Annotated in this window: 25 protein-coding genes; 10 read left to right on the forward strand and 15 right to left on the reverse strand. The window is 70.7% G+C overall.

The window, feature by feature from the left end; translation table 11 throughout:
• Positions 1-103 precede the first annotated feature (103 nt).
• Positions 104-1,186 carry a glycosyltransferase gene (locus ACFY36_RS16775; protein WP_499746876.1) on the forward strand — a complete coding sequence of 361 codons (1,083 nt, stop codon included), beginning with the start codon at positions 104-106 and terminating at the stop codon, positions 1,184-1,186.
• On the opposite strand, the gene ACFY36_RS16780 is transcribed toward ACFY36_RS16775, so the two are convergent.
• Both ACFY36_RS16780 and ACFY36_RS16785 read right to left on the reverse strand, forming a co-directional pair.
• Positions 1,162-1,710, reverse strand: coding sequence for a VanZ family protein (locus ACFY36_RS16780; protein ID WP_499746877.1), 549 nt, complete (start codon positions 1,708-1,710; stop codon positions 1,162-1,164). The genes ACFY36_RS16775 and ACFY36_RS16780 overlap by 25 nt on opposite strands.
• Positions 1,711-1,733: 23 nt before the next feature.
• Positions 1,734-2,342 carry a helix-turn-helix transcriptional regulator gene (locus ACFY36_RS16785; RefSeq protein WP_499746878.1) on the reverse strand — a complete coding sequence of 203 codons (609 nt, stop codon included), beginning with the start codon at positions 2,340-2,342 and terminating at the stop codon, positions 1,734-1,736.
• A 259-nt stretch (positions 2,343-2,601) separates the two neighbouring features.
• On the opposite strand from ACFY36_RS16785, the gene ACFY36_RS16790 reads away from it, so the two are divergent.
• Together ACFY36_RS16790 and ACFY36_RS16795 are read left to right on the forward strand one after the other, a co-directional pair.
• Positions 2,602-3,219, forward strand: coding sequence for a hypothetical protein (locus tag ACFY36_RS16790; RefSeq protein ID WP_499746879.1), 618 nt, complete (start codon positions 2,602-2,604; stop codon positions 3,217-3,219).
• Complete coding sequence (locus ACFY36_RS16795) at positions 3,216-4,730, forward strand: glycosyltransferase family 2 protein (RefSeq protein WP_499746880.1); 1,515 nt, start codon at positions 3,216-3,218, stop codon at positions 4,728-4,730. The genes ACFY36_RS16790 and ACFY36_RS16795 overlap by 4 nt, the downstream gene beginning before the upstream one ends.
• Positions 4,731-4,739: 9 nt before the next feature.
• Here ACFY36_RS16795 and ACFY36_RS16800 read toward each other — a convergent pair whose 3' ends face one another.
• Complete coding sequence (locus tag ACFY36_RS16800; RefSeq protein ID WP_499746881.1) at positions 4,740-5,675, reverse strand: hypothetical protein; 936 nt, start codon at positions 5,673-5,675, stop codon at positions 4,740-4,742.
• 218 nt (positions 5,676-5,893) lie between these two features.
• Between ACFY36_RS16800 and ACFY36_RS16805 the strand changes: the two genes are divergently transcribed.
• Genes ACFY36_RS16805 through ACFY36_RS16815 form a run of 3 tightly spaced genes read left to right on the forward strand, consistent with a single transcriptional unit; the run spans position 5,894 to position 8,860 of the window.
• A complete protein-coding gene (locus ACFY36_RS16805; protein ID WP_499746882.1) occupies positions 5,894-6,391 on the forward strand; it encodes a SigE family RNA polymerase sigma factor in 498 nt (165 codons plus the stop codon).
• Positions 6,388-7,755: a hypothetical protein gene (locus tag ACFY36_RS16810; RefSeq protein ID WP_499746883.1), complete on the forward strand. Its 1,368-nt coding sequence runs from the start codon at positions 6,388-6,390 to the stop codon at positions 7,753-7,755. The genes ACFY36_RS16805 and ACFY36_RS16810 overlap by 4 nt, the downstream gene beginning before the upstream one ends.
• Positions 7,756-7,765: 10 nt before the next feature.
• The gene (locus ACFY36_RS16815; protein WP_499746884.1) at positions 7,766-8,860 is read left to right on the forward strand and encodes a winged helix DNA-binding domain-containing protein; all 1,095 of its coding nucleotides are present in this window, start codon (positions 7,766-7,768) and stop codon (positions 8,858-8,860) included.
• Positions 8,861-8,897: 37 nt separating this feature from the next.
• On the opposite strand, the gene argH is transcribed toward ACFY36_RS16815, so the two are convergent.
• The 8 genes from argH to argC are packed head-to-tail and all read right to left on the reverse strand — an operon-like array spanning position 8,898 to position 17,182.
• Positions 8,898-10,322, reverse strand: a complete 1,425-nt coding sequence (argH, locus tag ACFY36_RS16820) for an argininosuccinate lyase (RefSeq protein ID WP_499746885.1) — start codon at positions 10,320-10,322, stop codon at positions 8,898-8,900.
• Positions 10,323-10,328: 6 nt separating this feature from the next.
• The gene (locus ACFY36_RS16825) at positions 10,329-11,531 is read right to left on the reverse strand and encodes an argininosuccinate synthase (protein ID WP_499746886.1); all 1,203 of its coding nucleotides are present in this window, start codon (positions 11,529-11,531) and stop codon (positions 10,329-10,331) included.
• Positions 11,528-12,031, reverse strand: coding sequence for an arginine repressor (locus tag ACFY36_RS16830; protein ID WP_499746887.1), 504 nt, complete (start codon positions 12,029-12,031; stop codon positions 11,528-11,530). Before ACFY36_RS16830 ends, ACFY36_RS16825 begins: the two co-directional genes overlap by 4 nt.
• Positions 12,028-12,957 carry an ornithine carbamoyltransferase gene (gene argF, locus ACFY36_RS16835; RefSeq protein WP_499746888.1) on the reverse strand — a complete coding sequence of 310 codons (930 nt, stop codon included), beginning with the start codon at positions 12,955-12,957 and terminating at the stop codon, positions 12,028-12,030. Before argF ends, ACFY36_RS16830 begins: the two co-directional genes overlap by 4 nt.
• Positions 12,954-14,102 (reverse strand): acetylornithine transaminase, encoded by a 1,149-nt coding sequence (locus tag ACFY36_RS16840; protein ID WP_499746889.1) that lies wholly within the window; start codon positions 14,100-14,102, stop codon positions 12,954-12,956. The genes argF and ACFY36_RS16840 overlap by 4 nt, the downstream gene beginning before the upstream one ends.
• Positions 14,103-14,145: 43 nt before the next feature.
• Positions 14,146-15,015 (reverse strand): acetylglutamate kinase, encoded by an 870-nt coding sequence (argB, locus tag ACFY36_RS16845; protein ID WP_499746890.1) that lies wholly within the window; start codon positions 15,013-15,015, stop codon positions 14,146-14,148.
• Positions 15,012-16,184 carry a bifunctional glutamate N-acetyltransferase/amino-acid acetyltransferase ArgJ gene (gene argJ / locus ACFY36_RS16850; protein WP_499746891.1) on the reverse strand — a complete coding sequence of 391 codons (1,173 nt, stop codon included), beginning with the start codon at positions 16,182-16,184 and terminating at the stop codon, positions 15,012-15,014. Before argJ ends, argB begins: the two co-directional genes overlap by 4 nt.
• Entirely contained in the window at positions 16,181-17,182 is a 1,002-nt protein-coding gene (gene argC / locus ACFY36_RS16855) for an N-acetyl-gamma-glutamyl-phosphate reductase (protein WP_499746892.1), read from the reverse strand. The genes argJ and argC overlap by 4 nt, the downstream gene beginning before the upstream one ends.
• 112 nt (positions 17,183-17,294) lie before the next feature.
• On the opposite strand from argC, the gene ACFY36_RS16860 reads away from it, so the two are divergent.
• Together ACFY36_RS16860 and ACFY36_RS16865 are read left to right on the forward strand one after the other, a co-directional pair.
• Positions 17,295-17,528: a hypothetical protein gene (locus ACFY36_RS16860; protein ID WP_499746893.1), complete on the forward strand. Its 234-nt coding sequence runs from the start codon at positions 17,295-17,297 to the stop codon at positions 17,526-17,528.
• A gap of 113 nt (positions 17,529-17,641) precedes the next feature.
• Positions 17,642-19,888, forward strand: coding sequence for an exo-beta-d-1,3/1,6-glucosidase (locus ACFY36_RS16865; RefSeq protein ID WP_499746894.1), 2,247 nt, complete (start codon positions 17,642-17,644; stop codon positions 19,886-19,888).
• Here the strand turns inward: ACFY36_RS16865 and ACFY36_RS16870 are convergent.
• Positions 19,875-20,591 (reverse strand): GNAT family N-acetyltransferase, encoded by a 717-nt coding sequence (locus ACFY36_RS16870; protein ID WP_499746895.1) that lies wholly within the window; start codon positions 20,589-20,591, stop codon positions 19,875-19,877. The genes ACFY36_RS16865 and ACFY36_RS16870 overlap by 14 nt on opposite strands.
• A gap of 38 nt (positions 20,592-20,629) precedes the next feature.
• On the opposite strand from ACFY36_RS16870, the gene ACFY36_RS16875 reads away from it, so the two are divergent.
• The gene (locus ACFY36_RS16875) at positions 20,630-21,307 is read left to right on the forward strand and encodes a SanA/YdcF family protein (RefSeq protein ID WP_499746896.1); all 678 of its coding nucleotides are present in this window, start codon (positions 20,630-20,632) and stop codon (positions 21,305-21,307) included.
• A gap of 186 nt (positions 21,308-21,493) precedes the next feature.
• Positions 21,494-21,709, forward strand: a complete 216-nt coding sequence (locus ACFY36_RS16880; protein ID WP_499746897.1) for a DUF397 domain-containing protein — start codon at positions 21,494-21,496, stop codon at positions 21,707-21,709.
• Here ACFY36_RS16880 and ACFY36_RS16885 read toward each other — a convergent pair.
• The 3 genes from ACFY36_RS16885 to ACFY36_RS16895 form a co-directional block, all read right to left on the reverse strand.
• Positions 21,701-22,357: a DUF6082 family protein gene (locus ACFY36_RS16885; RefSeq protein WP_499746898.1), complete on the reverse strand. Its 657-nt coding sequence runs from the start codon at positions 22,355-22,357 to the stop codon at positions 21,701-21,703. The two genes, ACFY36_RS16880 and ACFY36_RS16885, sit on opposite strands and share 9 nt — an antisense overlap.
• A gap of 251 nt (positions 22,358-22,608) precedes the next feature.
• Complete coding sequence (locus ACFY36_RS16890; RefSeq protein WP_499746899.1) at positions 22,609-23,148, reverse strand: hypothetical protein; 540 nt, start codon at positions 23,146-23,148, stop codon at positions 22,609-22,611.
• Between the two features lie 2 nt (positions 23,149-23,150).
• Positions 23,151-25,832 carry a helix-turn-helix transcriptional regulator gene (locus tag ACFY36_RS16895; protein WP_499746900.1) on the reverse strand — a complete coding sequence of 894 codons (2,682 nt, stop codon included), beginning with the start codon at positions 25,830-25,832 and terminating at the stop codon, positions 23,151-23,153.
• Between the last annotated feature and the right edge of the window lies 1 nt (position 25,833).

Genomic DNA, 25,833 nt, shown 5'->3' on the forward strand with positions numbered 1-25,833 from the left:
ATGACGTACAAAAAACATGAATATCGCTCTTGTTCGTCATGACATTTGCAACTTTTATTGCCGGGAAACGTCTGCGAACGTCCATTTGTCGAGAGAAGACATCATGCGGGTCCTCCACGTGTTCGGAACGCGCCCCGGCAGCGGCGCCGGGCACCAATTACGGCTGCTTCTCGAGCGGCTTCCGTACGACGGGCACGTGCTCACGCTCGGCCCCGCGCCCCCGGTCCTGCGGGCGACCGGCGCCACCCTGATCGAGCTGCCGACCGCCCGCGACCGCGACCTCGGCGCGATCCGCCGGATCCGCCGCCTGATCCGCGAGGGGCGCTACGACGTCGTACACACCCATCTCTTCCGCGCCTGCGTGCAAGGACGCGTGGCCGCCCGCCTGGCCCGGACCCCGCGGGTGATCGCCACCGAGTACCACGCCGGCGAAGGGTTGCGGACCGCGGCCGGGGTGCGCGCGCTCTACCTCGCCGGCGAACAGCACAGCGGCGTGACCATCGCGGCCGCTCCCGCGGTGGCCGACCGGCTGCGCCGTTTCGGTGTGCCCCTCGACCGGGTCACCGTGATCCCCAAGGCGCTCGACGCCGGCGAGTTCGCGTACGACCCGGAATTGCGCTCGGCGGCCCGCGCCCGGCTGCGGATCGGCCCCGGTACCCCGGTCATCGGCGCGGTCGGCCGGCTCGAACCGGAACGGCGCCTCGACACCCTGATCCGGGCCGTGGCCGAGGTTCCCGGGGCCACGCTGCTGCTGGTCGGCGACGGGCCGGCCCGGGTCGCGCTGCAACTGCTGGCCGGCATCGAAGGGGTGAGCGACCGGGTCCTGTTCGCCGGGACGGTCGAGCACCCCCGCGAGATGCTCTGCGCCATGGACGTGTTCGCGTCACCCGGCCGCGAAACGTTCGGGCTGGCCGTACTGGAGGCGCTCGCGGCCGGGCTGCCGGCGCTCTACGCGGCGTGCGCGCCCCTGGAGGACATGATCGCGGCGCGCACGCCGGTGGAGCACACGCAGCGGCTCACCCCGCACGATCCGGAGTCGCTGCCACGGGCGCTGCGCGCCGAGGTTCTCTGCCACATCGAGAGGTACGGGGTCCGGCTGCCCCCGCGGACACTGCCCGACCGCTACTGCGCGAACCGGATGGCCGCCGAGGTGGAAGAGCTCTACGAGCGGGTGGCCGCCAGCTGAGGCCGGCCGATCTCACAGCGGCGGGCCAGATCCCGTACGAACGGAAAGCGCAGCAAGCTCTCGAGGAAGATGAAGCCCAGCCACGCACCCAGCGTGTTGGAGAGAAGGTCGTTGACGTCGGCCCACCGCGTGCCGTGGACGGTGACCAGCAGCACCAGCTGGGTGAGCTCGATCGTGAGGCTGATCAGGAAGCCGATGAGCACCACCCGCGGCTCCCGGGTGACCCGGAAGATCGTCTGGAGGAACCACGCCAGCGGCAGCATCATCGCGCCGTTCAGGATGAAGTCGGCCGGGCGCATCTCCAGGATGGGCACCAGGATCACCCTGTACCAGTCGGGGGAACCCGGGCCCCAGCCCACATGCAGCGGCAACATGGTCGCGCCGAGGACGGCCACCGCGTACCAGCCGCCGAGCCACGCGTTCACCAGTTGCGCCCGGTCCCGGAGCCGGGACGCCGCGAAGGCCATCAGGGCGATCCCCAGGACGAGCATGACGGGGATCGCGGGGATTACCAATCGCTGCACCGTTCCAACAGTACGTGGCCGCCCTACCGGAGCCAGCCGTCCTTGCGGGCGATACGAATGGCGTCGAGACGGTTGCGCGCGCCCGTCTTGGCGATGATGGCCGACAGATAGTTGCGGACCGTGCCGCCGGACAGGTAGAGCCGCCCGGCGATCTCCTTGACCGAGTCGCCCTCGGCGGCCAGGCCCAGCACCTCCAGCTCCCGGGTGGTCAGGCCGCGCTCGGTGTTCAGCGACGCCGCCTGCAGCATCGGGGAGATCACCCGTTCGCCGGTCGCGAGGCGGCGTACGGAATCGGAAAGGAGGTTGGCGCTCGCGGTCTTGAGCAGGAAGTTGAGGCAGCCCGTGCGATGGCGGGGCGGCAGCATGCCGCGCTTGGCCGGGTCGCAGAGCAGCAGGAGCGCGCAGGTCGGCGACGAGGAATGCAACTCGGTCGCCACCGGCAGAACCTGACTGACCATGCGGTCGGTGTCGATGACGATGACGCTCGGCCACGTCTGCGCGGCCAGCCTGGGCAGCTCGTTGCCGAACGGCAGCGTGCCGACGAACTGCATGTCGGGGTTCGTCTCGAGCAGAGCACGCACGGGAACGCCGAAATATCCTTCTTCCCTGGCCACCGCGACCCTGATCACCACATCACTCTCCCCCGACGGGCAACAGCTTTACGGGCGAGGTGATCTGGTGACGTGGCGGGTGGAGAGCCACAAGTGCCCGTCGTTCCGACGCCTCCTCACGGTAACGCGCCTGTCACGCGACGGATACCGCGCTCATCCGATCAACCGATGCCAATGCACCGGATCGCCTGAGTGGCGGTGATCACGTCTGCTCAGGCGCGGGCCCGGCCTGCCGACCAGAACGCTTACCCCCGGTCACATCGAACAGCAGGACGGGCCGTTGACTCGTACAGCTCTGCGCATCCCCCTCATCGCGGCAGCCGGCATCGCAGCCGTCCTGCTCACCGGCTGCTCCAGCCTGACCGACCTCACCAGCAGCAGTAAGCCGCTGCTCGGTGGCGCGACGTCCTCACCCACCCCATCGGCGGCGGCGCCGTCCCCCTCGGTCACCCCGTCGCGCGCCAGCGGGCCCCTCGACACGGGCACCGTCACGCATCGCATCGATCAGGGTGACTTCTCGGTGCAGCTGACCTACTGGACCTCCGACAACGCCAAGCAGTACGCGGCGTCGTCGACCAAGACGATCAACGTCGCGGCCCACATCGAGGATGCCGACAGCACCCACCGCATGGCCGTCACCACGTTCCAGGTCACCCAGGACGACGGCACGAAGCGGTCCGTCGTGAGCACCGACAGCGGCAATTTCGACGTCACGCCGCCGTACCCCTACAACACCGTGGTGACCCTTCCGGCGGCGACGGCGGGAGCAACGAAGCTCACGCTGACGATCCGGCTCGACCTCCTCGTGGAGACCGCGCCGAAATCGGGCAGCTACTACCGCTCCACCGCTCTCGACACCCTGACCCTGCCGCTGCTCACGAACGGTGCCACGCGATGACCGAGTCCAGTCCCGGCCTGCGCCGGGCCACCGACCGCCAGATCCTGATGCCCCGCAGCGCCAAGGCCGGGCCGCTGGCCCTGCCGCCGGCCCTTCCGCAGCTGGCCGACCTGGAGAACGTCGAGGTGGTGTCGGGCGAGATCGCCATGGCCACCACGGCGACACCCCGCAACGCCACGATCAGCTGCATCATCCCCTGCTACAACGAGCAGGAGACGATCGCCGACGTCCTCAAGAGCCTGCTCGGGCAGACCCGGCTGCCCGACGTCATCCACGTCATCATCAACAACACCGACGACGACACCCCCGAGATCGCGCGCTCGTTCGAGGGCCGGCACACCCGCACGGTCAAAGGCGAGGAGTTCGTCACGGTCGTGCACGTCCACGACATGGGCTCCAACCCCGACAAGAAGGTCGGCGCCCTCAACTACGGCTACTTCCTGTCCCGCGGCTTCGACTACATCCTCGGCGTCGACGGCGACACGACCCTGGCCCGCGACGCCGTCGAGCGCCTCGAGCTGGAGATGACCGACGACCCGCGCATCGGCGGGCTCAGCGCCATCTACAGCATCGACAAGAGCCGCTACAAGGGCCTGATGGCGCGGTTCCTCATCGCCGGCCAGCGCGCCCAGTTCGCGGCGTTCAACATGGACAACCTGCTCCGCGGCCGCAACATGGCGGTGCTCGGCGGCCAGTGCAGCCTGTTCAGCATCCGGGCGCTGGAGACGGTGATGGTCCGCCACCACCAGCAGGCCCCCTGGGTCCGCGACAGCGAGGTCGAGGACAGCAAGCTCTCCCTGCAGATCAAGGACGCCGGCTACAGCACGAAGATCAGCTCGACGGCCCGCGCCTTCGTCGGCCCGATGACGAACCTGCGCGCCCTGCACGGCCAGCAGGTCAAATGGAACTTCGGCGCCATCGACCTGTTCTGGCCGGGCACGCGCGGCGACAACCAGGGCCAGCCGCTGCACCCGAACCTGCGGCTGCGCTGGTACGAGAACGTCGCGATGGCCTTCAACATCACCTCCCGCCTCGGCTTCCTGCTGCTGCTGGTGGCGGCGCTGTCCATCCACGCGTTCGTCTTCAACCCGATCTGGCTGATCCCGCCGGCCGTGGCGGCGCTGCTGAACCTGCGCCTGGCGCTGTCGATGAAGGACAAGAGCGCTTCCGACATTCTGTACGCCGCGCTGGCGCTGCCCGCCGAGCTGTACATGTGGATCCGCATGGGCCACTTCGTCTCGGCGTGGACCCAGTTCCTGGCCAAGACGGACAAGGACAACTGGGCGGCCCAGGCGAACGCGGAGAAGGGCAAGGGCTCGGCGTACGTCATGCCGCTGGTGGTCCTGCTGGCGGTCCTGGGCGGAGCCACGTACGCCTGGAGCCAGCAGAGCGTGTCGGTCCAGTCGGCGATCCTGTCCCTGGGCTGGCCGATCCTGTACATCGCGACGATCGCCCAGACGGTCTTCATGATGCGCAAGCTGTTCCGCCGCCACCGCGGCTTCACCGTCTGAGCGGCTCACTCAGGTCGACGTGGGGATCTGCGTGTAGCTGTCACCCAGATAGTAGACACGCAGCGAACCCAGGTCGAAGCCGTCCTCGACGAAGTAGCTGTCGACGCAGCGCACGTGGTTCTTCCCGCCGGGCGGAATGCGGTCGACGGAGCGGAAGAAGTCGTCGTTCGTCTCGAAGCAGGACGCGCCCGAGGCCAGAAAACTGTTGTTCTTGCTGACGCACCAGCCCGGGACGACGCCCGCCGCGTAACTGGAGACGGGGCCGAAGAAGCCGGTCTGCTGGGCGCCGCAGCCGGCCGACATGGTGTTCTCGGCGCGGGCGAAGTTGAACTGGATGCCGGGCGCCTCCCGGTCGGAGAGCTTGTTCTCGACGGTGATGTCGAAGTAGAGGTAGCGGAAGCCCGGCTTGGCCGGGCTCCGGTCCTCCAACTGCGCCGACGTCTTCAGGTGGGCCTCGGTGACCCGGTACGACCAGCCGCCCGGCGCCGACAGGTCGGTCCGCGTGTCGAGCATGGTCGTGTTGCCGCTCAGATAGGCGAAGCCGACACCGCCGCAGCCGAGCAGGATGACCAGCAACAGAGCGCCCGCACCCACCAGCAGCCGCCGGGAGCCGGGGTTCCGCCATCGGCCGGCGACCGCGTGGATCTGTGGGCCGGGGCGGCTGAATCCGGCGCTGGAGCTGAGGTCGCGCTGGAAGTGCGCGTTGTGGCGGGCGTACGTCTCGATCCGCTGCTCCAGCATCGCCCGGGCCGCCGGATCGTCGGGCCGGGCACGCAGGGTGTCCAGGGCCGACCGCGTGGCCGGATCGCCCCGCCCCAGGTTGTCGAGCACCCCCATGACCCGCCGCGCCGCCTCGTCGGCCACCGGATCCGGCGTGCCCATCAGCATCCGCCGGAAGAACCCGAGCACCACGCCCGTGGTGGTCGTCGCCAGCTCCAGTGCCACCTTCGTCCTCCATTCCCGACTGACTCGTTGCCTGTACGGTCCACCTCGCGGTGGCGCCCGCGGATCCCACATGTCGTCCTGAGTGGTCACCGTTCGGCAGGGCCAGTCTGGGAAAGGACAGCCGTCGCACAACCCGCCGGATTACCACGATCGGGTACTCAACCTTTTGCCGGTGTGATGGCGTTGACCTCGCATGCCTTCACATCGCAGGAGATGCCGTGGCTGAGGAGTTCCGGGCGTTCGTCGAACGGGAGTGGGGGCCGCTTCTGCGGACGGCGTACCTGCTGACCGGGGATCGCGGCCACGCCGAGGATCTGGTGCAGTCCGCTCTCGAGAAGACCCATCGGCGCTGGGGGCGGGTGTCGCGGATGGAGGCGCCCCTCGCGTACGTCCGCAAGGCCATGGTCAACACCGCTGTGTCGTGGCGGCGGCGCCGGCGGGTCAGTGAAGTGCCGCTGCTGCTCAGCGACGCGCCGGCCAGGGATCCGTACGGGCCGCTCGATCAGCGCCATGAGGTGATCACCGCGCTGCGGGGGCTGCCGCCCCGGATGCGGGCGGTGCTGGTGCTGCGGTATTTCGCCGATCTCAGTGAGGCCGAGACCGCGGCGACGCTCGGCTGTTCGGTCGGCAGTGTGAAGAGCCAGGCGTCGCGTGGCCTCGAACGGCTGCGGGCCGAGTTCCGGCCGGCCACCACTCTCGAAGGGAGGAGCGCATGACCACGGAGGCGGCTCTGCGCGACGCGCTTGCGGCCGAGGCCGGTGCTCTGGGCGTACCGCAAGATCCTTGGTCCGGTTTCACCAAGCGCGAGAAAACCCACAAGCGCCACCGAAGGATCCGGATCGGTGTGGTCGCGGCGGCCGTCGTGGCCGCGATGGGCGTGCAGACCGGCGTGGTGCCGCTGCCGGGATGGGCGCCGGGCATCGCGATCGCCGGCCACGAGACCGCGCTGGCCAAAAGCGCTGTGCGCGGGTCGCTCGCGAACGACAGGGCCTGGCTCGACGGCCTGCGCGGCGCGATCAAGGACGTCGAGGACCCGGGCGAACTGTGGAAGATCAAAGACAGGAGCCAGATTCGTTTCCTGTACGCCGGTGACGTGCCCGGCCATCGGCTGGCGCTGGCGCTGGTGCCGCTGCGGTTCGGGTTCCTGACCGACGAAACGCTCATGTGGTTCAGCGGTGAGCCGGGCGCGGCGCCGTCCGAGATGCGGGAGGGCGCCCGCACCGACGGCGGCGACCAGGTGGCCATCTTCAAGCAGGGCCGCACCGACGCGGCCGGCGCGCTGGTGGTGGTCGCGCCGTCCGGCTCGACGGTCGCGGTCAGCAACGGGTTCACGTACAGCGCGGCCGGCCGGGTCGAGCACGCCGCGCCGCGGACCGCCACGCCCGGCAGCGGGCTGGCCGAGCTGACCCTGCCGGCCGCGCCGTTCGACCCCGGCACGACGGTCACCGTGACGGACTCGCACGGCGAGAAGATCTACAACGGCCCGGCGTACGGCGGATGGAGCGGCCGCGCGGGCCAGAACGTCCAGGAGATCAGCGAGCAGGCGCTGACCGGCGCGCTCGGCGGGCGCGGCTTCGACCGGCTCACGATGCGCCGCTGGATCGAAAGCGCGCTCGGCGACGCCCGCCTGCCCGCGACCGGCACCACGGTGAAGATCCGTTGGACGGGCACGGTCAACGGCCAGCCGGCGGCCCTGCTCACTCTGCAACCGCGCGGTGGCGGCGTGCTGGCGTACGCGTTCCACGGCGCCGCCAACACCTTCCGTCAGGACCTGCGCCTGCTGCTGCCGGCGGCCGGCGCCGCCGAGCGCCCGATCGCGTGGCGGATGCGGGCCGAGGGCAGGGACGACCGTACGGACCAGGTCGTGATCGTCGGCCCGCCCGGCACCGCCCGGCTGTCACCCGGCGGCGTGCCGGACGCCTCGGGCGCGGCCTTCACCACGCTGCCGGCTTCGGGCCCCGCGACCGTGACGGCGTACGCGGCGGACGGCTCGGTCATCGGCTCGACCCCCGTCACCCCGTTCGAAACCGACAGTGGAGGCCTCCCCGGCGACAACCTGAAGACAAGAATCGTCGAATAGCCTCGACGCCATGAGGCTGGGACGACGGGCCCTCAACCGGGCCACACTGGACAGGCAGCTCCTTCTGTCCCGTTCCGGCCTGGGCCTGCGGGCCGCCCTCGAACAGGTGGGCGGCCTCCAGGCCCAGGAGGCGCAGAGCTGGTACGTGGGTTTGTGGAGCCGCCTCGCCGCGTACCACCCGCAGGAGACCGTCTCGCTTCTCCAGGGCGGCGACATCGTCCGGCTGGCCCTGATGCGCAGCACCATCCACTTGGTGACCGCGGCCGACGCGCTGGCGTGGCGGCCCGTGATCGACCCGGTCATCGAGCGCAGCACGATGGGCGCCTTCGGCCGTCACGTCCGCGGCGTCGACCGGGACGAGCTGGTCGCCGCCGCCCGGGAGGCTCTGGCCGTGAAGCCGATGATGTTCCGTGAGCTCGGCCGCGCCCTGGAGAGCCGTTTCCCCGGCCGGGACGTCACCGCACTCGGCTACGTGGCGCGGGCCTGGCTGCCCATGGCCCAGATCCCGCCGCGCGGCCTGTGGGGCCGGAGCGGCCGGGCCCTGCATCTGCCCCTTGACGTCTGGCTAGGAGCGAGAACAGCCGTTTCCGGTACGCCGGAGCAGCTGTTCCTGCGTTATCTCGCGGCGTTCGGCCCCGCCACGACCGCCGACTGCCGCCAGTGGTCCGGGCTGACCCACCTGGGCGAGGTGGCCGACCGCCTCCGCCCCCAGCTGGTCACCTTTGAGGACGCGGAGGGCCGCGAGCTCTTCGACCTGCCCGGCGCGCCACGCCCCGATCCGGAGACGCCGGCCCCGCCCCGTTTCCTGTACGACTTCGACAACCTGCTCCTGTCCCACGCCGACCGCTCCCGCGTCGTCGATGTCGACTACACCGCTCAGGGCTTCGGCTACGACGTCCCCGAGCAGCCCCGCTCCCTGCTGGTCGACGGCTTCGTCGCGGCCACCTGGCGCCCGGAGATCGGCAAGGAGCGGGCGGTGCTCACGATCCGCCCGTTCCGCGTGCTGTCCTCCGCCGAGCGCTCGGAGATCGAGAACGAGGGCGCCGCCCTCCTCGACTTCCTGGCCCCCGGCCGCCGGCGGGAAATCCGGTTCGGGTCGCGTTGAGGGGCCGGCCATGCGCAGGCATGACCGGCCCTCGGGCCTAGCGGGGTACGACCTTTTCCACGGCCCATGAGCGCCACGTGTCCAAGTGGTGCTGGACCTGGGCCAGCTGCTCGGCGACCGGGCCCGGGCCGGTGGAGCCGGGGGTGGTGCGGGAAGCCAGGGCCGACTCGACCGTGAGGACCTGGCGGACGGACGGGTCCAGGTGTTCGCTGACCGTTTTCAGGTCGTCGTCGGTCAGGTCGCCCAGCTCGCACTCGCGGACCGAGCAGAGGGCGACCAGCTTGCCGGTGATCTCGTGGGCGTCGCGGAACGGGACGCCCTTGCGGACCAGCCAGTCGGCCACCTCGGTGGCCAGCGAGAAGCCGACGGGGGCGGCCGCGGCCAGACGGTCCACCCGTACCGTCATCGTCGAGATCATGCCGGCCAGGGCCGGGAGCAGGAGTTCGAGGGTCTCGATGGCGTCGAAGACCGGCTCCTTGTCCTCCTGCATGTCGCGGTCGTACGTCAGCGGCAGGCCCTTGAGCATGGTCAGCACCGTGACCAGGCCGCCGATGAGGCGGCCGCTCTTGCCCCGGGCCAGTTCGGCGATGTCCGCGTTCTTCTTCTGCGGCATGATCGACGAGCCGGTGGCGAAGGCGTCGTCCAGCTCCACCCAGCCGAACTCGGTCGACGTCCAGAGCACCACCTCCTCGCCCAGGCGGGAGAGGTGCACGCCGATCAGCGACGTGATGAACAGGAACTCGGCGACGAAGTCGCGGTCGGCCACCGCGTCCATCGAGTTCGGCGCCGGGGCGGTGAAGCCCAGCTCCTTGGCCACCGCGGCCGGGTTGAGCGGCAGCGACGAGCCGGCCAGCGCGCCACTGCCCAGGGGCGAGATGGCCGTACGGGCGTCCCAGTCGCGCATCCGGTCGAGGTCACGCAGCAGCGGCTGCACGTGGGCCAGCAGCCAGTGGCCGAAGGTGACCGGCTGCGCGTGCTGCACGTGGGTCATGCCGGGTGCGGCCGTCGAGACGTTCAGGGCGGCCTGTGACGTCAGCGCGTCGGCCAGCTCGACCAGGGCCTGCGCGACCCCGCGGGCGTGGTCACGCATGTAGAGGCGCAGGTCGGTGGCGACCTGGTCGTTGCGGGAGCGGCCGGCGCGCAGCTTGCCGCCGAGGGCGCCGAGCCGTTCGAGCAGGCCGCGCTCGAGCGCGGTGTGCACGTCCTCGTCGTCGATGGTCGGGCGGAACTCGCCGGACGCGCAGGCCGCCTCGAGGTCGTCGAGGGCGGCCAGCATCTGGCCCAGCTCGTCGGGGTCGAGCAGCCCGGCCGCGGCCAGGACCCGGGCGTGGGCCCGGGAGCCGGCGATGTCGTACGGGGCGAGGCGCCAGTCGAACTGGACGCTCACCGACAGACGGGCCAGGGCGTCGGCGGGGCCGCCGGCGAACCGGCCACCCCACAAGGATGTCTTCTCGGTCGTCACGGTGTGTCAGTCTCCCAGACGCTGGTCGCGGGCCGACGCCATGCGTGACGGCAGGCCCCAGAGCTGCACGAAACCCTTGGCCAGGGACTGGTCGAACGTGTCGCCCGTGTCGTAGGTGGCCAGGCCGAAGTCGTACAGGCTGGCCTCGGAACGACGGCCGGTGACGGTGGCCCGGCCGCCGTGCAGCACGAGCCGCACCTCGCCGGTGACGTGCTTCTGGCTGTCGTCGATGAAGGCGTCGAGGGCCTTCTTCAGCGGCGAGAACCAGAGGCCGTCGTAGACGAGCTCGCCCCAGCGCTGGTCGACCTGGCGCTTGAAGCGGGCCAGGTCACGCTCGACGGTCACGTTCTCGAGCTCCTGGTGGGCGGCGATCAGCGCGATGGCGCCCGGCGCCTCGTACACCTCGCGGCTCTTGATGCCGACCAGGCGGTCCTCGACCATGTCGAGGCGCCCGACGCCCTGGTCGCCGGCGCGGCGGTTCAGCTCGGTGACGGCCTGGAGCGGGGTGACGGTCTCGCCGTCGATGGCGACCGGGTTGCCCTGGTCGAACGTGATGACGACCTCGTCGGGGTCGCGGACGGCCGACGGGTCCTGGGTGTAGGAGTAGATGTCCTCGATCGGGGCGTTCCAGATGTCCTCGAGGAAGCCGGTCTCGACCGCGCGGCCCCACAGGTTCTGGTCGATCGAGTACGGCGACTTGTGCGACACGTCGATCGGCAGGCCCTTCTCCTCGGCCAGCGCGATCGCCTTGTCCCGCGTCCACGCGAAGTCGCGGGCGGGCGCGATCACCTTGAGGTCGGGGGCGAGCGCGCCGATGCCGACCTCGAAGCGGACCTGGTCGTTGCCCTTGCCGGTGCAGCCGTGCGACACGACGGTGCCGCCGTGCTGCCGGGCCGCCTCGACCAGGTGACGCACGATCAGCGGGCGGCTCAGCGCCGAGACCAGCGGATAGCGGTCCATGTAGAGGGCGTTGGCGCGCAGCGCGGGCAGGCAGAAGTCGGCCGCGAACTCCTCGCGGGCGTCGACCACGACGCTCTCGGCGGCGCCGCAGTCGAGGGCGCGCTGCCGGATGACCTCCATGTCCTCGCCGCCCTGGCCGACGTCGAGGGCCACCGCGATGACCTCACCGCCGACCTGGTCGGCCAGATAGGGAATGGCCACGGAGGTGTCGAGCCCCCCGGAGTAGGCAAGAACGACCCGTTCGCTCACGGGGTGCTCCTTTCAAGGGTGTCGGTGGCGTGGCCCGCCCACACGGCCAGCTTCTCGGCCAGCGCCTCGCCGCCATCGGCGGCACGGGCCACGACGAAGATCGTGTCGTCGCCGGCGATGGTGCCGACGACGTCGGTGAGCCCCGACCGGTCGAGCGCGCTCGCCAGGAACTGCGCCGCGCCCGGCGGCGTGCGCAGCACGGCGATGTTGCCGCTGTAGTCGACGCTGGTGAGCAGCTCTTTCAGCAGCCGCAACAGGCGGGCCGGCCCCTGTTCGGTGGTCTCGCGCAGCGGCCGCTTGCCGTCCTCGGGGATGAGGTAGGCGCCGCTGACCTTCACGGCGCCCAGCTCCTCCAGATCGCGCGAGAGGGTGGCCTGGGTGACCTGGACGCCCTCGCCGGCCAGCAGCTCGGCGAGCTCGGTCTGCGAGCGGATGGCCTTGTCCCTGATCAGCTCGACGATCCGGGCGTGCCGACCGGCCCTGGTCACCGGCCCGGTCACTGCTCGTTCACCGCCAGCAGCCAGGCCAGCAACGCCTTCTGGGCGTGCAGGCGGTTCTCGGCCTGGTCGAAGACGGCGCTCTGCGCGCCGTCCATGACGTCGTCGGTGATCTCCTCGCCGCGGTGCGCGGGCAGGCAGTGCAGCACGATGGCGCCGCCGGCCGCGGCCGCGAGCAGGTCTTTGTTGACCTGGTAGGGCCGGAACGGGGTGAGCCGGTCGCGCCCGTCGTTCTCCTGGCCCATCGACGTCCACGTGTCGGTGGCGATCACGTCCACGCCGTCGGCCGCCTCGAACGGGTCGCGGAGCACCTCGACGGAGCCGCCGGTCCAGGCCGCGATCTCGGCCGCGCGCGCGACCACGGCCGGCGACGGGTCGAAGCCGGACGGCCCGGCCACCCGCACGTGCATGCCGGCGGTCGCACCGGCGAGAAGGTAGGAGTGGGCCATGTTGTTGAAGGCGTCACCCACGTACGCCAGCTTCTTGCCCTCGGTCGTGCCCAGCCTCTCGCGGATCGTGAGCAGGTCGGCCAGCAGCTGGCACGGGTGGAACCCGTCGGTCAGCGCGTTGATCACCGGCACGTTGACCCCGGAGGCCAGATCGGTGAGCCGTTCGTCGCCGGTGGTGCGGAAGACCATGGCCGCCACGTAGCGCTCGACCACCCGGCCGGCGTCGGCCAGCGACTCGCCGCGGCCGAAGTGGGTGGCCTGGGTGTCCACGATGATCGGCTGGCCGCCGAGCTCGGCGATGCCGGCCTCGAACGACAGCCGGGTGCGCAGGCTGACCTTGTCGAAGAAGACGGCGACCGAGCGCGGCCCGGCCAGCGGCCGGTAGGCGAAGCGGTCGGCCTTCATCTGGGCCGCGAGGTTGAGGACGTCGCCCTGCTCCTCGGGCGTGAGATCGTCGTCGCGGAGGAAGTGGCGGGTCACCGGAGACCGTCCAGGGCGGCGATGAGGGCGTCGGCCTGCTCGACGCTGATGATCAGCGGAGGGGCGAGCCGGATGACGTCCGGCGCGGGGGCGTTCACCAGGAAACCAGCTTCCTTGAGGTCGGCGGCGAGCTTGGCCGCGATCGGCTCGTTCAGGACGACGCCGAGCAGCAGGCCGGCGCCACGGACATGGTTGACGGCGGGGTGGCCTTCGATGCCGCGCCGCAGCTGTTCGCCGACCCGTTTCACGTGGTCGAGGAGGCCCTCGCCGGCGATCGTGCGGATGACGGCCAGCCCCGCGGCACACGAGATCGGGTTGCCGCCGAACGTGGTGCCGTGCGACCCGGGGGTGAACAGGTCGGCGGCCCGTCCGAAGGCGACACAGGCGCCCAGCGGCAGGCCGCCGCCGAGGCCTTTGGCCAGGGTGATGATGTCGGGCTCGATGCCCTCGCTCTGGTGATGGAACCAGTGCCCGGTGCGGCCGATGCCGGTCTGCACCTCGTCGAGGACGAGCAACGCGCCCGTTTTGTCGCAGATCTCCCGCACGCCGGCGAGATAGCCGGCCGGCGGAACCACCACACCGTTCTCACCCTGGATCGGCTCTAGAATGACCATGGCCGTTTCCGACGTTACGGATTTGCCCATTTCGGCGAGATCCCCGAAGGGCACGTGCGTCACGTCGCCGGGCAGCGGCCGGAAGGGGTCCGCCTTGGAGGGCTGACCCGTCAACGCCAGCGCCCCCATCGTCCGGCCGTGGAACGCCCCATTTGTCGCGACCACATGAGTGCGGCCGGTCAAGCGGGACAGCTTGAAGGCGGCCTCGTTGGCCTCGGCCCCCGAGTTGGTGAAGAGCACCCGCCCGGAGCGCCCGGCCAGGGCGAGCAGCAACTCGGCCAGGGCGACCGGCGGCTCGGCGACGTAGAAGTTCGAGACATGACCGAGCTGCTGCACCTGCTGGGTGACGGCCTCGACCACGGCCGGGTGAGCGTGCCCGAGCGCGTTGACCGCGATGCCGCCCAGGAAGTCGACGTACTGCTTGCCGTTCTCGTCGGTGAGGACCGCGCCCTCACCTCGGACCAGGGCCGCCTGCGGAGCTCCGTAGTTGTTCATGCCGGCCTGCGACCACCGGTCGATCAGGGAACTCATGCCTTCAGTCCTTCTAAGGGTGGTGGCGGGGTGGTTGGAAGGGTCACGAGGGGACCACCATCGTTCCGATTCCTTCCGATGTGAAGACTTCCAGCAAGGTCGAATGCTCGACCCGGCCGTCGACGACGTGGGCGGCGGGAACGCCGCCGCGCACCGCCCGCAGGCAGGCCTCCATCTTGGGGACCATGCCGGCCTCCAGGGTGGGCAGCAGCTTTTCGAGGGCGTCGGCGTCGATGCGCGAGGTGAGCGACGAGGTGTCGGGCCAGTTGGTGTAGAGCCCCGGCACGTCGGTGAGCACGACCAGCTTGCGGGCGCCGAGCGCCTCGGCCAGCGCGGCCGCCGCGGTGTCGGCGTTGACGTTGTGCACCACGCCGTCGGCGTCGGGCGCGACCGACGCGATGACCGGGATCCGGCCGGCCGCGATCAGGTCGTCCACCGCCGAGGTGTCCACCTTCGCCACGTCGCCGACCTGGCCGAGGTCCACTTCCTCGCCGTCGACCAGCGTGCCCCGCCGCACGGCCGTGAACAGGCGGGCGTCCTCACCGGAGAGGCCGATGGCGAAGGGCCCGTGCTGGTTGATCAGCCCGACCAGCTCGCGCCCGACCTGCCCGACGAGAACCATCCGGACGACGTCCATGGCCTCGGGTGTGGTCACCCGCAGGCCACCCCGGAACTCGCTCCGGATGTCCATCTTGTCGAGCATGCGGCTGATCTGCGGCCCGCCGCCGTGCACCACCACCGGCTTGATCCCGGCATAGCGCAGGAACACCATGTCAGCGGCGAAGGCCGCCTGGAGCTGCGGGTTGATCATCGCGTTGCCGCCGTACTTGATGACGACGGTCGCGCCGTGGAAACGCTCCAGCCAGGGCAGCGCCTCGATCAGCACGCCGGCCTTCTCGATCGGCGTGGTCATGAGGAGTACGCCGAGTTCTCGTGCACGTACGCGTGCGAGAGATCGGTGGTCCAGATCGTCGCTTCCATCTCGCCCTCGCGCAGGTTGACCGTGATCTTGACGTCCCGGCCGCTCAGGTCGACCTTGGAGCGGTCCTCGGCGGCCGCGCCGCCCTTGCAGATCCACACGTCGTTGATCGCGACGTCGACCCGGTCGGGCTCGAAGCGCGCTTGCGTCGTGCCGACCGCGGCCAGGATGCGCCCCCAGTTGGGGTCGTTGCCGAACAGCGCCGTCTTGACCAGGTTGTTGCGGCAGACCGTACGGCCCACCTCGACCGCGTCGGCCTCGGTGGCCGCGCCCTTGACCTCGATGGCGATGTGCTTGGTGGCGCCCTCGGCGTCGGCGATGAGCTGCTGGGCCAGGTCGTGGCAGACCTCGGTGACCGCCGCCGTCAGCTCCTCCTGGGACGGCTGCCGGTCGGAGGCGCCGCTGGCCAGCAGCAGCACGGTGTCGTTCGTCGACATGCAGCCGTCGGCGTCGATCCGGTCGAACGTCACCCGGGTCGCCTCGCGCAGCGCGGCGTCGAGCACCTCGTTGTTGGCCGAGGCGTCGGTGGTGATCACCACGAGCATCGTGGCCAGGGCCGGGGCCAGCATGCCGGCGCCCTTGGCGATGCCGCCGACCGACCAGCCGTCGCGCTCGACCACGGAGTTCTTGGCGACCGTGTCGGTGGTCATGATCGCCTCGGCCGCGGCCGGTCCGCCGTCGGCCTTCAGCGCCCGGGCCGCCGCGTTCACGCCGGGCAGCAGCTTGTCCATGGGCAGGAGCTCGCCGATCAGGCCGGTCGAGCAGACCGCCACGTCGCCGGCGCCGATCAGCTGCGGTTTCGGGCCGCCGCGGAGCACTGTCGCGGTGTGCTCGGCGGTGGCGTGGGTGTCCTGGAAGCCCTGCGGCCCGGTGCAGGCGTTGGCCCCGCCCGAGTTGAGCACGACGGCGCGCACGATGCCGCCCTTGAGTACCTGCTGGCTCCAGAGCACGGGCGCCGCCTTGACCCGGTTGCCGGTGAAGACGCCGGCGGCGGTGAAGTCGGGGCCGTCGTTGACGACCAGGGCCACGTCGGGGTTGCCGTTGGCCTTCAGACCGGCGGCAACGCCGCTGGCCCGAAAACCGCGAGGATGGGTCACAGTCACGGTGCCACTCCGAACACGGACAGGCCCGAGGTCTCGGGCAGGCCGAACATGAGGTTGGCGCACTGGACGGCCTGTCCAGCCGCGCCCTTGCCGAGGTTGTCCAGGGCGCTGACGACCACGATCCGGCCCGAGTCGACATCGACGGTGGCCTGGAGGTGGCACGAGTTGGAACCGGAGGTGGCGGCCGTGCGCGGCCACTGGCCCTCGGGCAGGACGTGCACGAAAGGCTCGTCGGCGTACGCCGCCCGGAGCACCTCGCGGGGGTCGGCGCCGGTCAGCGGGCGCGCGGTGACCGTGGCCAGGATGCCGCGCGGCATCGGCGCCAGCACCGGCGTCATCGAGAGCGACGTGGCCCCGGAGGCCTGCTTGATCTCGGGCACGTGCTGATGGGCGCCGACCTTGTACGGCGAGAGGTCGCCCATGATCTCGCTGGCCAGCAGGTTGACCTTGGCCGAGCGCCCGGCGCCCGACGTGCCGGAGCTGGCCACCACAACCACGTCGGCCGGGTCCGCCACGCCCGCGGCGATCAGCGGGGCCAGGGCCAGGGTGATGGTGGCCGCATAACATCCGGTGTTGGCCACCCGGGCCGACGAGGCGATCAGCTCGCGATGACCCGGCAACTCGGGCAGCCCGTAAGTCCACGTGCCGGCGTGGGTGCCGCCGTAGTATTGCTCCCACGGCGCGGCGTCTCGGAGCCGGAAGTCGGCGCCGAGGTCCACGATCTTGACCGTCTCGGGCAGCTGCGCCGCCAGCGCCGCCGACTGCCCGTGCGGCAAGGCCAGAAAGACCAGGTCGGCGCCGCTCAAGCCGTCGGCGTCGGTGGCGCCGAGGGTCAGGTCGAGCCCGGCCAGCTGCGGGTGCACGGCGGTGACATGAGTGCCCGCCTGGGTGTGAGCGGTGGCCGCCACGAGGTCGAACTCCGGGTGCCCGGCGAGAAGCCTCAGCAACTCACCCCCGGCATAACCACTGGCGCCCGCTACCGCGACCCGAATCCCCATACCAACCTCCGCATGAATATGCAGAGAACCGTATCAAGGGGCGTGAGCGACGAGCAACACCATTTACCCGGCGAGTGAGTGAAACCACCGGCCCGGTGGTAAGACTGGCGCCATGGCTGACCAGACGATCATCGCTATCCGTGAGACCGCCTCGGCGTACGCCGAAGCGGTCCGCAACACCCAGCGCTTCTTCGACAAGCTCGAGGACGCCGAGGACCCGAGCGCCCTGGCCGAGTACGCCGTTCTCGTGCAGCGCGAGAAGGAGGCCGTCGAGGCCCGCCTGGACGCCATCGAGGCCGCGGGCCTGGAGGTTCCGAGCATCGACGAGAGCGACCCCGACCACTGACAGAAAAGTTTCGGAACCGTTCCGGGCTGCCGGAACCGGTTCCGAGCTGTCAGACTCCGATCGTTCATGTTTCGTTGACCGTGCCACCGCGGTCGCAGCGACCGGAGGCGCGCGTGCCCGACGTCCCCCCGTACAGGGATCCCTCCCTCACCGTCGACCAGCGGGTCGACGACCTGCTCAGCCGGATGACCCTGCCCGAGAAGGTCGGTCAGATGCTCCAGCTGGACGCCCGCGGCGACGTGAAGGAGATCGTCAGCGAGAAGCTCGCCGGCTCGATCCTGCACACGTCGCCCGCGAAGATGCTGGAGGCGATCGACCTGGTTGCCAAGACCCGGTTGCAGATCCCGCTGCTCACGGCCGAGGACTGCATCCACGGCCACTCGTTCTGGCCGGGCGCCACGATCTTCCCGACCCAGCTCTCGATGGCCGGCAGCTGGGATCCGGAGCTGCTGGAGCGGGTGGCGCGGGTGACCGCGGTCGAGGTCTCGGCCACCGGCATCCACTGGACCTTCTCCCCCGTCCTGTGCATCACCCGTGATCTCCGCTGGGGCCGGGTCGACGAAACTTTCGGCGAGGACCCGTTCCTGATCGGTGAGCTCGGCTCGGCGATGATCCGCGGATATCAGGGCGGTGGCCTGACCGACCCGACCGCGATCCTGGCCACGGCCAAGCACTTCGCCGGATACTCCGAGACGCAGGGCGGCCGGGACGCCAGCGAGGCCGACCTGAGCCCGCGCAAGCTGCGCTCGTGGTTCCTGCCCCCGTTCGAGCGGGTCGCCCGTGAGGGCTGCCGGGTCTTCATGCTGGGCTACCAGTCGATGGACGGCGTGCCCATCACCGCCAACAAGTGGCTGCTCAACGACGTACTCAAGCAGGAATGGGGTTTCACCGGCACCCTGGTCACCGACTGGGACAACGTCGGCCGCATGGTCTGGGAGCAGCGTGTCTGCGCCGACTACGCCGAGGCGGCCGCGGTCGCCGTCAAGGCCGGGAACGACCTGGTCATGGTCACGCCGGGCTTCTTCGAGGGCGCGCAGGAAGCCGTCGAGCGGGGGCTTCTGGCCGAGACGGAGATCGATGACGCCGTTCGCCGGATCCTGCGCCTGAAGTTCGAATTGGGCCTTTTCGAGGACCCGCGGGCGCCCGACCCGGAGCGGCAGAAGCTGGTGATCGGCTCGGCCGGGCACGGCGAGCTCAACCTCGAGGTGGCCCGCCGCTCCCTGATCCTGCTGCGCAACGACGGCACGCTGCCACTCGACCCGGCGGCCAAGTTCCGCCGCGTCGCGGTGATCGGCCCGAACGCCGACTCCCCGTCCGCGCAGCTCGGCGACTGGGCCGGCGACTCCGGGCAGATCGACTGGCTGCCCGACGGCCAGCCCCGCGAGATGATCGAGACGGTGCTCGACGGCTTCCGCGCGGTCGCACCGGCCAACTGGGACATCGACCACGCCCGCGGCGCCGAGATCGAGCGGCTCGTGCCCGACCCCGAGGGCGAGACCTATCCGGACGGGCAGCCGCGGCCGCCGATCTCGCAGGCGGCGCCGGTCGACCGCCACCTCATCGACGTGGCCCGCGACAAGGCGATCCGGGCCGACTTCGCGGTCGTGGTGGTCGGCGACACGGTCAACCTGACCGGCGAGCACAAGTCGACGGCCACGCTCGAGCTGCAGGGCGGCCAGATCGCGCTGCTCGACGCCATCGCGGCCACCAAGACCCCGATGATCGTCGTCCTGGTCCAGTCGAAGCCGTCGGTGCTGCCCGAGTCGGCCCTGAACGCGGCCGCGATCATCCAGACCTTCAACCCGGGCATGCGGGGCGGCCGGGCCATCGCCGAGCTGGTGCTGGGCCTGATCGAGCCGAGCGGCCGGCTTCCGCTCTCGGTGGCGCGGCACGTCGGCCAGCAGCCGGTCTACTACAACACCATCCGGGGCCAGCACGGCGACCGCTACGCCGATCTGACCCAGGATCCGCTGTTCGCCTTCGGCGAGGGTCTGAGCTACACCACGATCGAGTACGCCGATCTGACCGTGACCACGCCGGAGGTGGCCGCGGACGACGTGGTGCGGGCGACGGTCACGCTCACCAACACCGGCGAGCGCCCGGCGGTCGAGACGGTTCAGGTGTACGTCAGCGACCTCGTCACGAGCGTCACCTGGGCCGGGCGCGAGCTGAAGACGTACCGCCAGGTCTCGGTCCCGCCCGGCGAGAGCCGCACGGTGGAGATCGAGCTGCCGGCGAGCGCCTGCTCACTGGTCACCGCGGACGGCCGGCGTGTGGTGGAACCGGGCGAGTTCGAGCTGCTGGTCGGCCCGAGCTCCCGCACCCGCGACCTGCTGCGGGCCGGCTTCACCATCGGCTAGCCGCGATCGGCCGGAGGACAAAACCGAGCCTCTTGTACGTCGCCAGGGCGGCGCTGTTCGAGTGGTCGACGAACAGCGCCACCCGGTCGCGGCCGGCGAGCAGCTCCCGGGTGACGAAGGCGCACAGTTCCGACGCCAGCCCGCGACCCCGGGCGTGTGCGGCGGTGGCCACCCCGGCCAGGAAGCCGATCCGGCCCGACGACCACGCGTCGGCCGCCACCGCGAGCAGGGTGCCGTCCTCAGCCCGTACTCCCGCCCACCTGGCGACGCCGGAACCGCCCGGACGGGCGTACGACTCGGGGGAAGCGGAAGCAAGCAGCGCCGTGACCTCGGGCAGCTCGCCGGACCCCAGCCAATGCGGCCGTTGACTTTCGTCAGCGGCCGGTGGCTCGGCGGTGTCCATCCAGCCGAAGCGCCCGGCGACCGCGACCGACGGCAGGCGCTCGGAAACGGCGGTCAGCAGCGACTCGTCCCCGAGCGGCCGGAACGTGGGCCCGACGAGCGGAAGAACGTCACGCAGCAACTCGGCCACGGCATCGGGACCACCGTGCACGGCCAACCGGTCACGCCGGGAGAGATCCGGGCAGGCGACCGCGACCGCGCCGGGACGGGCGAAGACACGGGCCGAGGGCCGGTCGGCGGCCCAGGTCATCAGAGGGTCGTGTCCGGTCGCGGCGGCGAGATCGTCAAGCGTGAGCACCACGCCATGCTGCCTTGACCCGGCCTGACAAAGTCGTGCACGTGCGGATCCTCACTCGCCGTTGGCTGCGCCGCGGCATTCTCGCCGGCCTCGTCGTGGTCATGCTGGGCGTGGCCGTCCTGCTGAGCGGCGAGTTGTGGGTACGGGGTGAGGCGCGCGGCCACGTGTTCAGCGAGGCGGACGTCCCGGCGGCCCCGGTGGCGATCGTGCTCGGCGCGGAGGTCTACGCGGACGGCTCGCCGTCGCCGTTCCTGGCCGCCCGGCTGGACATCGCCCGCCGCCTCTACGAGACGGGGAAGGTGAAGGCCATCCTGGTGTCGGGCGACCACGGCCGCTGGGAGTACGACGAGCCGGGTTCGATGCAGGTCTACCTGATCGCCCACGGGGTGCCGGCGTCACGGATCGCGATCGATTACGCGGGTTTCGACACGTACGACTCGTGCACGCGGGCCAAGCGTATCTTCGGCGTGGAGGCGGCCACGATCGTCACGCAGACGTACCACGTGGACCGGGCGGTGGCGTTGTGCCGCACGCAGGGCATAGCCACGAACGGCGTGGGCGACGACTCCGTGAAGATCTACAAGGAGCCGTGGCGCAATTCGGTGATCCGCGAGAGGGGCGCCATCGTCAAGGCCGTGGCCGACGTGGTGACCCACCGCGACCCGGTCTTCCTGGGCCGCCACGAGACAACGGTGGAAGAGGCACTCGCCGCCTCGTGACGTAACGGGGCGCGACTCGTTTCCCTAGAGGCTGCGCACTTCGCCGGAGTCGCGGTGATGTACTGTCGCCCTCGCATCCGTCCACATCGCACGGACGATGTGTCGTTCGGGCCATCAGCCGTAAATGCAGGACGCCGAGGATCTTGGCGGGTAACGTGATCATCAAATACCGCCGAGGAGCTCAGGTTGACCCGCGACACCGCCCATCACACCGCCGCATGGCTTCGCAGCAGTCGCTGTGTCGGCGAAGCGCATTGTGTCGAACTGTCGGTGGCCGATTCGGGCGAGCGGGTCGCCCTTCGCAATTCGAAAAAGCCGGACACCGTCCTGACGTTCGACGCGGACGAATGGCGGAACTTCATGGACGCCCTGAAGAACGGCGAGCTGCGGCTCTCACGCTGACGGCGCGGCGAAGGACTCGATCTTCCGCTTGGGCGGCCCCGAGGCGAGCGCCCGGAAGTACTCGTCGTTCACGAACGCCGGGAACCCCTCCCGCGATCCGCCCCGGCGGTGCCAGTCCCCGTGATGCTGCCAGTAGAGCCGCGGCACCTCGCTCTCGAAGAACTTCTCGAGGTATTCACGGGCCCGCGTCTCGTCGATCTTCTTGATCTCGTACGCCCAGGACCAGGACTTGATCACCTTGCCGCAGTAGTAGAACAGGTCCTCGTCGACACCGTCGGGGGACATGCGGGCGCCCCAGCATTGCCGGTACTTGGGATTTTCCATGGCCAGGCGCACCAGGTCCTCGTTGAACTGCATGAACGCGTCCCGGCGCATTCCCTTGAGTTGCACGAATTGCATGGCCACCGACGCCACGACGACGAACAAGGCGATGCAGGAGATGACGGCGGCCGCCCCTCCGTACGCCTGGCCGACGTCCGCGACCGCGGAATAGTCCCGATCTTCCACATAGATCATCCGCATGACCGCGGGTGATGCGATCACCCCCGCCGCCACACCGGCGGCGACCAGCAGCACCAGCGCGTAAGCGAGAATGTTTATCGATCTTCGTACAGGCGCGCCCTCCGCCTGGAGTTCTCGAGCCGCCATCTGAGCCCCCAGTCCGTTCCCCTATAGACATTATGTCTGAGGAAACAAGACCTTCGCCGACTCACTCACGTTTGCGCACGCGCAAACAATCTTGCAACATGGCGGAATGCGATAAGGCAGACGGCGACATTCCCGTTCGACATTAAGCTGCTCGCCCGCCGCACATCAATTCTGCCAGATTGCATATGCACGTGCATTCCGTGCCCGCATCCGCTCGTGACCCTTCCGGGTGAGACTGCCGGCGGCACAGATCATCCGGCCTGTTCGGCGGCGGCCAGGAAGTCGGTCTCGAGCGGGGTCAGGACGTCGATCAGGTCGTTGATCGGATAGCGGGTGGTGAACCGGGCGCCGCCGGGACCGGTCAGCAGCAGCGCCAGCGGTGACTGGCCGTTCAGCGGCAAACCCGGATGGACGTCGCCACCCCAATGGAGGACGGCGGTGTCCCCGGCCAGGAAGCGGCCGGCGCCGGCCAGCATCAGCAGGTCGGTCTGCGTTCCGTAGGTGTCGTGGTGATAGTCGTACAGGTAGATCTCCGCGGCGCCGTCCCTGTACCGGACGATGCCGAGACCTTTGCGCGCCTCCAGCAACCTGCGGGGCGTGGACGTCCGGGCCGCCCGGTAATGCGCGACCGCCGCCGGCGAGCCGGCTATCGCGGTCAACTCCCAGTCCGTGTCGAAGGCGGCCCGGTTCTCGATGATGTCCAGGGGCGGCAGTGGGGTGTCGAGCCACGTCTCGTAGCTCGACTCCGGCATCGGCATGCGGGTCGCCGTCATGAAGGAACGGCCGCTCATCTCTATGCCGCCAACTCTCCGGTCAAAGGGCCCAGCGCGGACGCCAACTCGTTGCGGGACGTCACGCCCAGCTTGGGATAGATGTGGTAGAGGTGGGCGCCTATCGTGCGGTGCGAGACGTACAACCGCTGGGCGATCTCTCTATTTGTCAGGCCCCGGGCCGCCAGCGCCGCGATGTGCAGCTCCTGTGGGGTCAGCAGGTCGGCCGCCTCCGACTTCGGTGTCTCCACGCGCTCGCCGGCCGCCCTCAGCTGGGATCTGGCGTTCTCGGCCCACGGGGCCATGCCCAGGGCCTCGTACGTGTGCTGGGCGCTCCGCAGGAACGACCGGCTCTCCACCGCCCTTCGGCGCAGGCGCATCGACCGGCCGAAGGCCAGCTCCAGATGGGCCCGGTCCAGCACTGTCAGGTCCGGGTCGATCATCGCGTGGCGGAACAGGGCGTCGTCGTCGGCCAGGGCCGCCCGCGCGTAGTTCAGGCCTATGCGCAGGATCGGCGAGCCCGTCCGCTCGGCGATCGGGGTCAGCGTGACCACCTGCCCGGCCAGCTCGTCGCGGCGGCCGGCCAGGATCGCCGCCTCGGCCAGCGGCTGGACCAGCAGCAGGCGGAACGCGTGGTGATATCCGCTCGCGGTCGGCGTGAAGACCGTGACGAGTTCCTCGTACGCCTCGTCGGGGCGGTTCTGCCCGAGCGCGGTGAGCCCGCGGCACATGCGGACCAGGGCCAGCACCGGAATCGCCCCGAACGGCACCAGCACCTGCTCCGCCTCCGAGGCCAGGCGTTCGGCCGTGTCGGCGTCGCCGCGCAGGCCGGCCGCCGCCGCGCCCATGGCCCGGGCCGTCGGGTCGTACAGCGGCAGGCCCGCCTCCGGCACCAGCCCGGTGATCTCGTCGGCCAGCACCGACGCCTGGCGGACGTCGCCCTCCAGGATCGACTGGAGGCAGAGGCTGGACAGGGCGTTCACGAACTCCACGATGGACGAACCCTTGCGCATGCCGGACACGGCCCGGGTCAGCAACCTGCCGGCCAGCGCCATGTCGCCGCACACCTGCGCGGCCAGGCCCAGCTCCCACAGCTCCGACGGCAGCAGGGTGGGAGCGATCTGCGCCTCCCGCACCTGGCGGAGCACGGACGCGGCCCGTTCGACCGGTGCCAGCATGCACTCGCCGATGATCCGGCCGGTCGAGTCGGGGCCGGACGGCAGACGGTCGAGGACCTCGAGCATCGTCGTGCGGATCCGGTCGTCCTCGCCGACGCCCCAGTACAGCCGGATGACCAGCACCCGCAGCGCCCGCACGACCTGGTCGAGGTCGGCGCCGGGCGGCATCAGGCCGGCCTCGCCGGCCAGGCCCAGCATCAGGCTGCCCGACCAGCGGCGGTCGACCAGCGCCTCCTCCTGGAGGGCGATCGCCAGCCGCGACGGCAGGTCGAGCGGCCGCTTGTCGACGATCTCGCACAGTCGTACCACCTCGCGGTGGTCGCCCATGTCGAACGCCGCGAACAACGCGGCGGCCAGGCGCCGCTGTTTGTCGTCATGGCCGGGGGTCAGCTCGGCCGCCCGCAGGTACATCCGGTGCGCGGCGGCGGGGTCGGCCGCGGCCGAGAGGGCCTTGCCCGCGGTCTCGAGCTCGGCCGCGATGTCCTCGTCCGGCCGGTCGGCGGCCGCCGCGCGGTGCCAGGCCCGCCGGTGCGGGTCGTCGCGGTTCACCTCGGCCAGCGCCCGGTGGCAGGCCCGGCGCACGCCCTCGTTGATGGCGTGCCGCATCGCCGAGCGCATCAGCGGATGCCGGAACCGCACGGCGCCGAGCAGCGCCGGCCGGTCGATCATCCGGCCGCCGACCGCCGGTTCCAGGTCGTCCGAGGTGAACAGGGCGCCGGTGACCAGGCCGGTGGCCGCCACCACCTCGTCGAGCCCGCCCTCGCCGAGGGCGGCCACGGTCAGGGCGATCCGCACGTTCTCCGGCAGGCCGGCCGCCCGGTCGGCGAACGCCTTCTCCAGCCGCTCGGTCAGCGCCAGCGAACCGCGGGCCAGGGCCTCCGGCGACCGCGCGGCGACGGCGAACTCGGCCAGGGCGAGCGGGTTCCCCTCGGCCTCGGCCAGCACCCGGCGGCGGGCGGCCAGCGGCAGGGCCGGCGCGTGCCGCCGGACCACCAGGTCGGCCGCCTCGTCGGCCAGCGGCCCGAGGAGCAGCTCGGGCAGGCCGAGGGCGCCGCCGGCCGACTCGTCGTCGCGATAGGCGCAGAGCAGCGCGACCCGGTCGGCGCCGAGCCGGCGCCCCAGGAACGCCAGCACCCCGGCGCTGGCCGTGTCGGCCCAGTGCAGGTCGTCCGCGATGATCAGCACCGGCCGTTGCTCGGCCACGGTCGTGACCAGTTCAAGCACGTCGCGGCCCACGGTGAACGGCTCCTCGGCGCCGGACAGCACGCGCTCCATCACCGGGGTCGCCGCGAGCGGCCGGAGCACCTGCGCGATCAGGGCGAACGACAGGACGTACTCCTCCTGCGCCGCCGAACCACGCAGGACCAGGAAATCCGGGGTTTGCGCGGCCCAGTCGAGGATCGCGGTCTTGCCGATGCCGGCCGGCCCGTGCAGCACCAGCGCTCCGCCCGTCCCGGCGGCGGCGCCGTCCAGCAGCGCCCGCACCGTGGCGACCACGTCGTCCCGCCCTACCAGCGCATCCCCCACT

It is taken from the genome of Actinoplanes sp. NPDC000266 (assembly GCF_042899005.1).
Lineage (GTDB): Bacteria > Actinomycetota > Actinomycetes > Mycobacteriales > Micromonosporaceae > Actinoplanes.

Bases quoted from the DNA above. Each gene is read 5' to 3' on its own strand.
- ACFY36_RS16775 (WP_499746876.1), top strand. From the start codon at position 104: ATGCGGGTCCTCCACGTGTTCGGAACGCGCCCCGGCAGCGGCGCCGGG.
- ACFY36_RS16795 (WP_499746880.1), top strand. From the start codon at position 3,216: ATGACCGAGTCCAGTCCCGGCCTGCGCCGGGCCACCGACCGCCAGATC.
- ACFY36_RS16810 (WP_499746883.1), top strand. From the start codon at position 6,388: ATGACCACGGAGGCGGCTCTGCGCGACGCGCTTGCGGCCGAGGCCGGT.
- ACFY36_RS16815 (WP_499746884.1), top strand. From the start codon at position 7,766: ATGAGGCTGGGACGACGGGCCCTCAACCGGGCCACACTGGACAGGCAG.
- ACFY36_RS16840 (WP_499746889.1), bottom strand. From the start codon at position 14,102: ATGAGTTCCCTGATCGACCGGTGGTCGCAGGCCGGCATGAACAACTAC.
- argB (WP_499746890.1), bottom strand. From the start codon at position 15,015: ATGACCACGCCGATCGAGAAGGCCGGCGTGCTGATCGAGGCGCTGCCC.
- argC (WP_499746892.1), bottom strand. From the start codon at position 17,182: ATGGGGATTCGGGTCGCGGTAGCGGGCGCCAGTGGTTATGCCGGGGGT.
- ACFY36_RS16860 (WP_499746893.1), top strand. From the start codon at position 17,295: ATGGCTGACCAGACGATCATCGCTATCCGTGAGACCGCCTCGGCGTAC.
- ACFY36_RS16885 (WP_499746898.1), bottom strand. From the start codon at position 22,357: ATGGCGGCTCGAGAACTCCAGGCGGAGGGCGCGCCTGTACGAAGATCG.
- ACFY36_RS16890 (WP_499746899.1), bottom strand. From the start codon at position 23,148: ATGAGCGGCCGTTCCTTCATGACGGCGACCCGCATGCCGATGCCGGAG.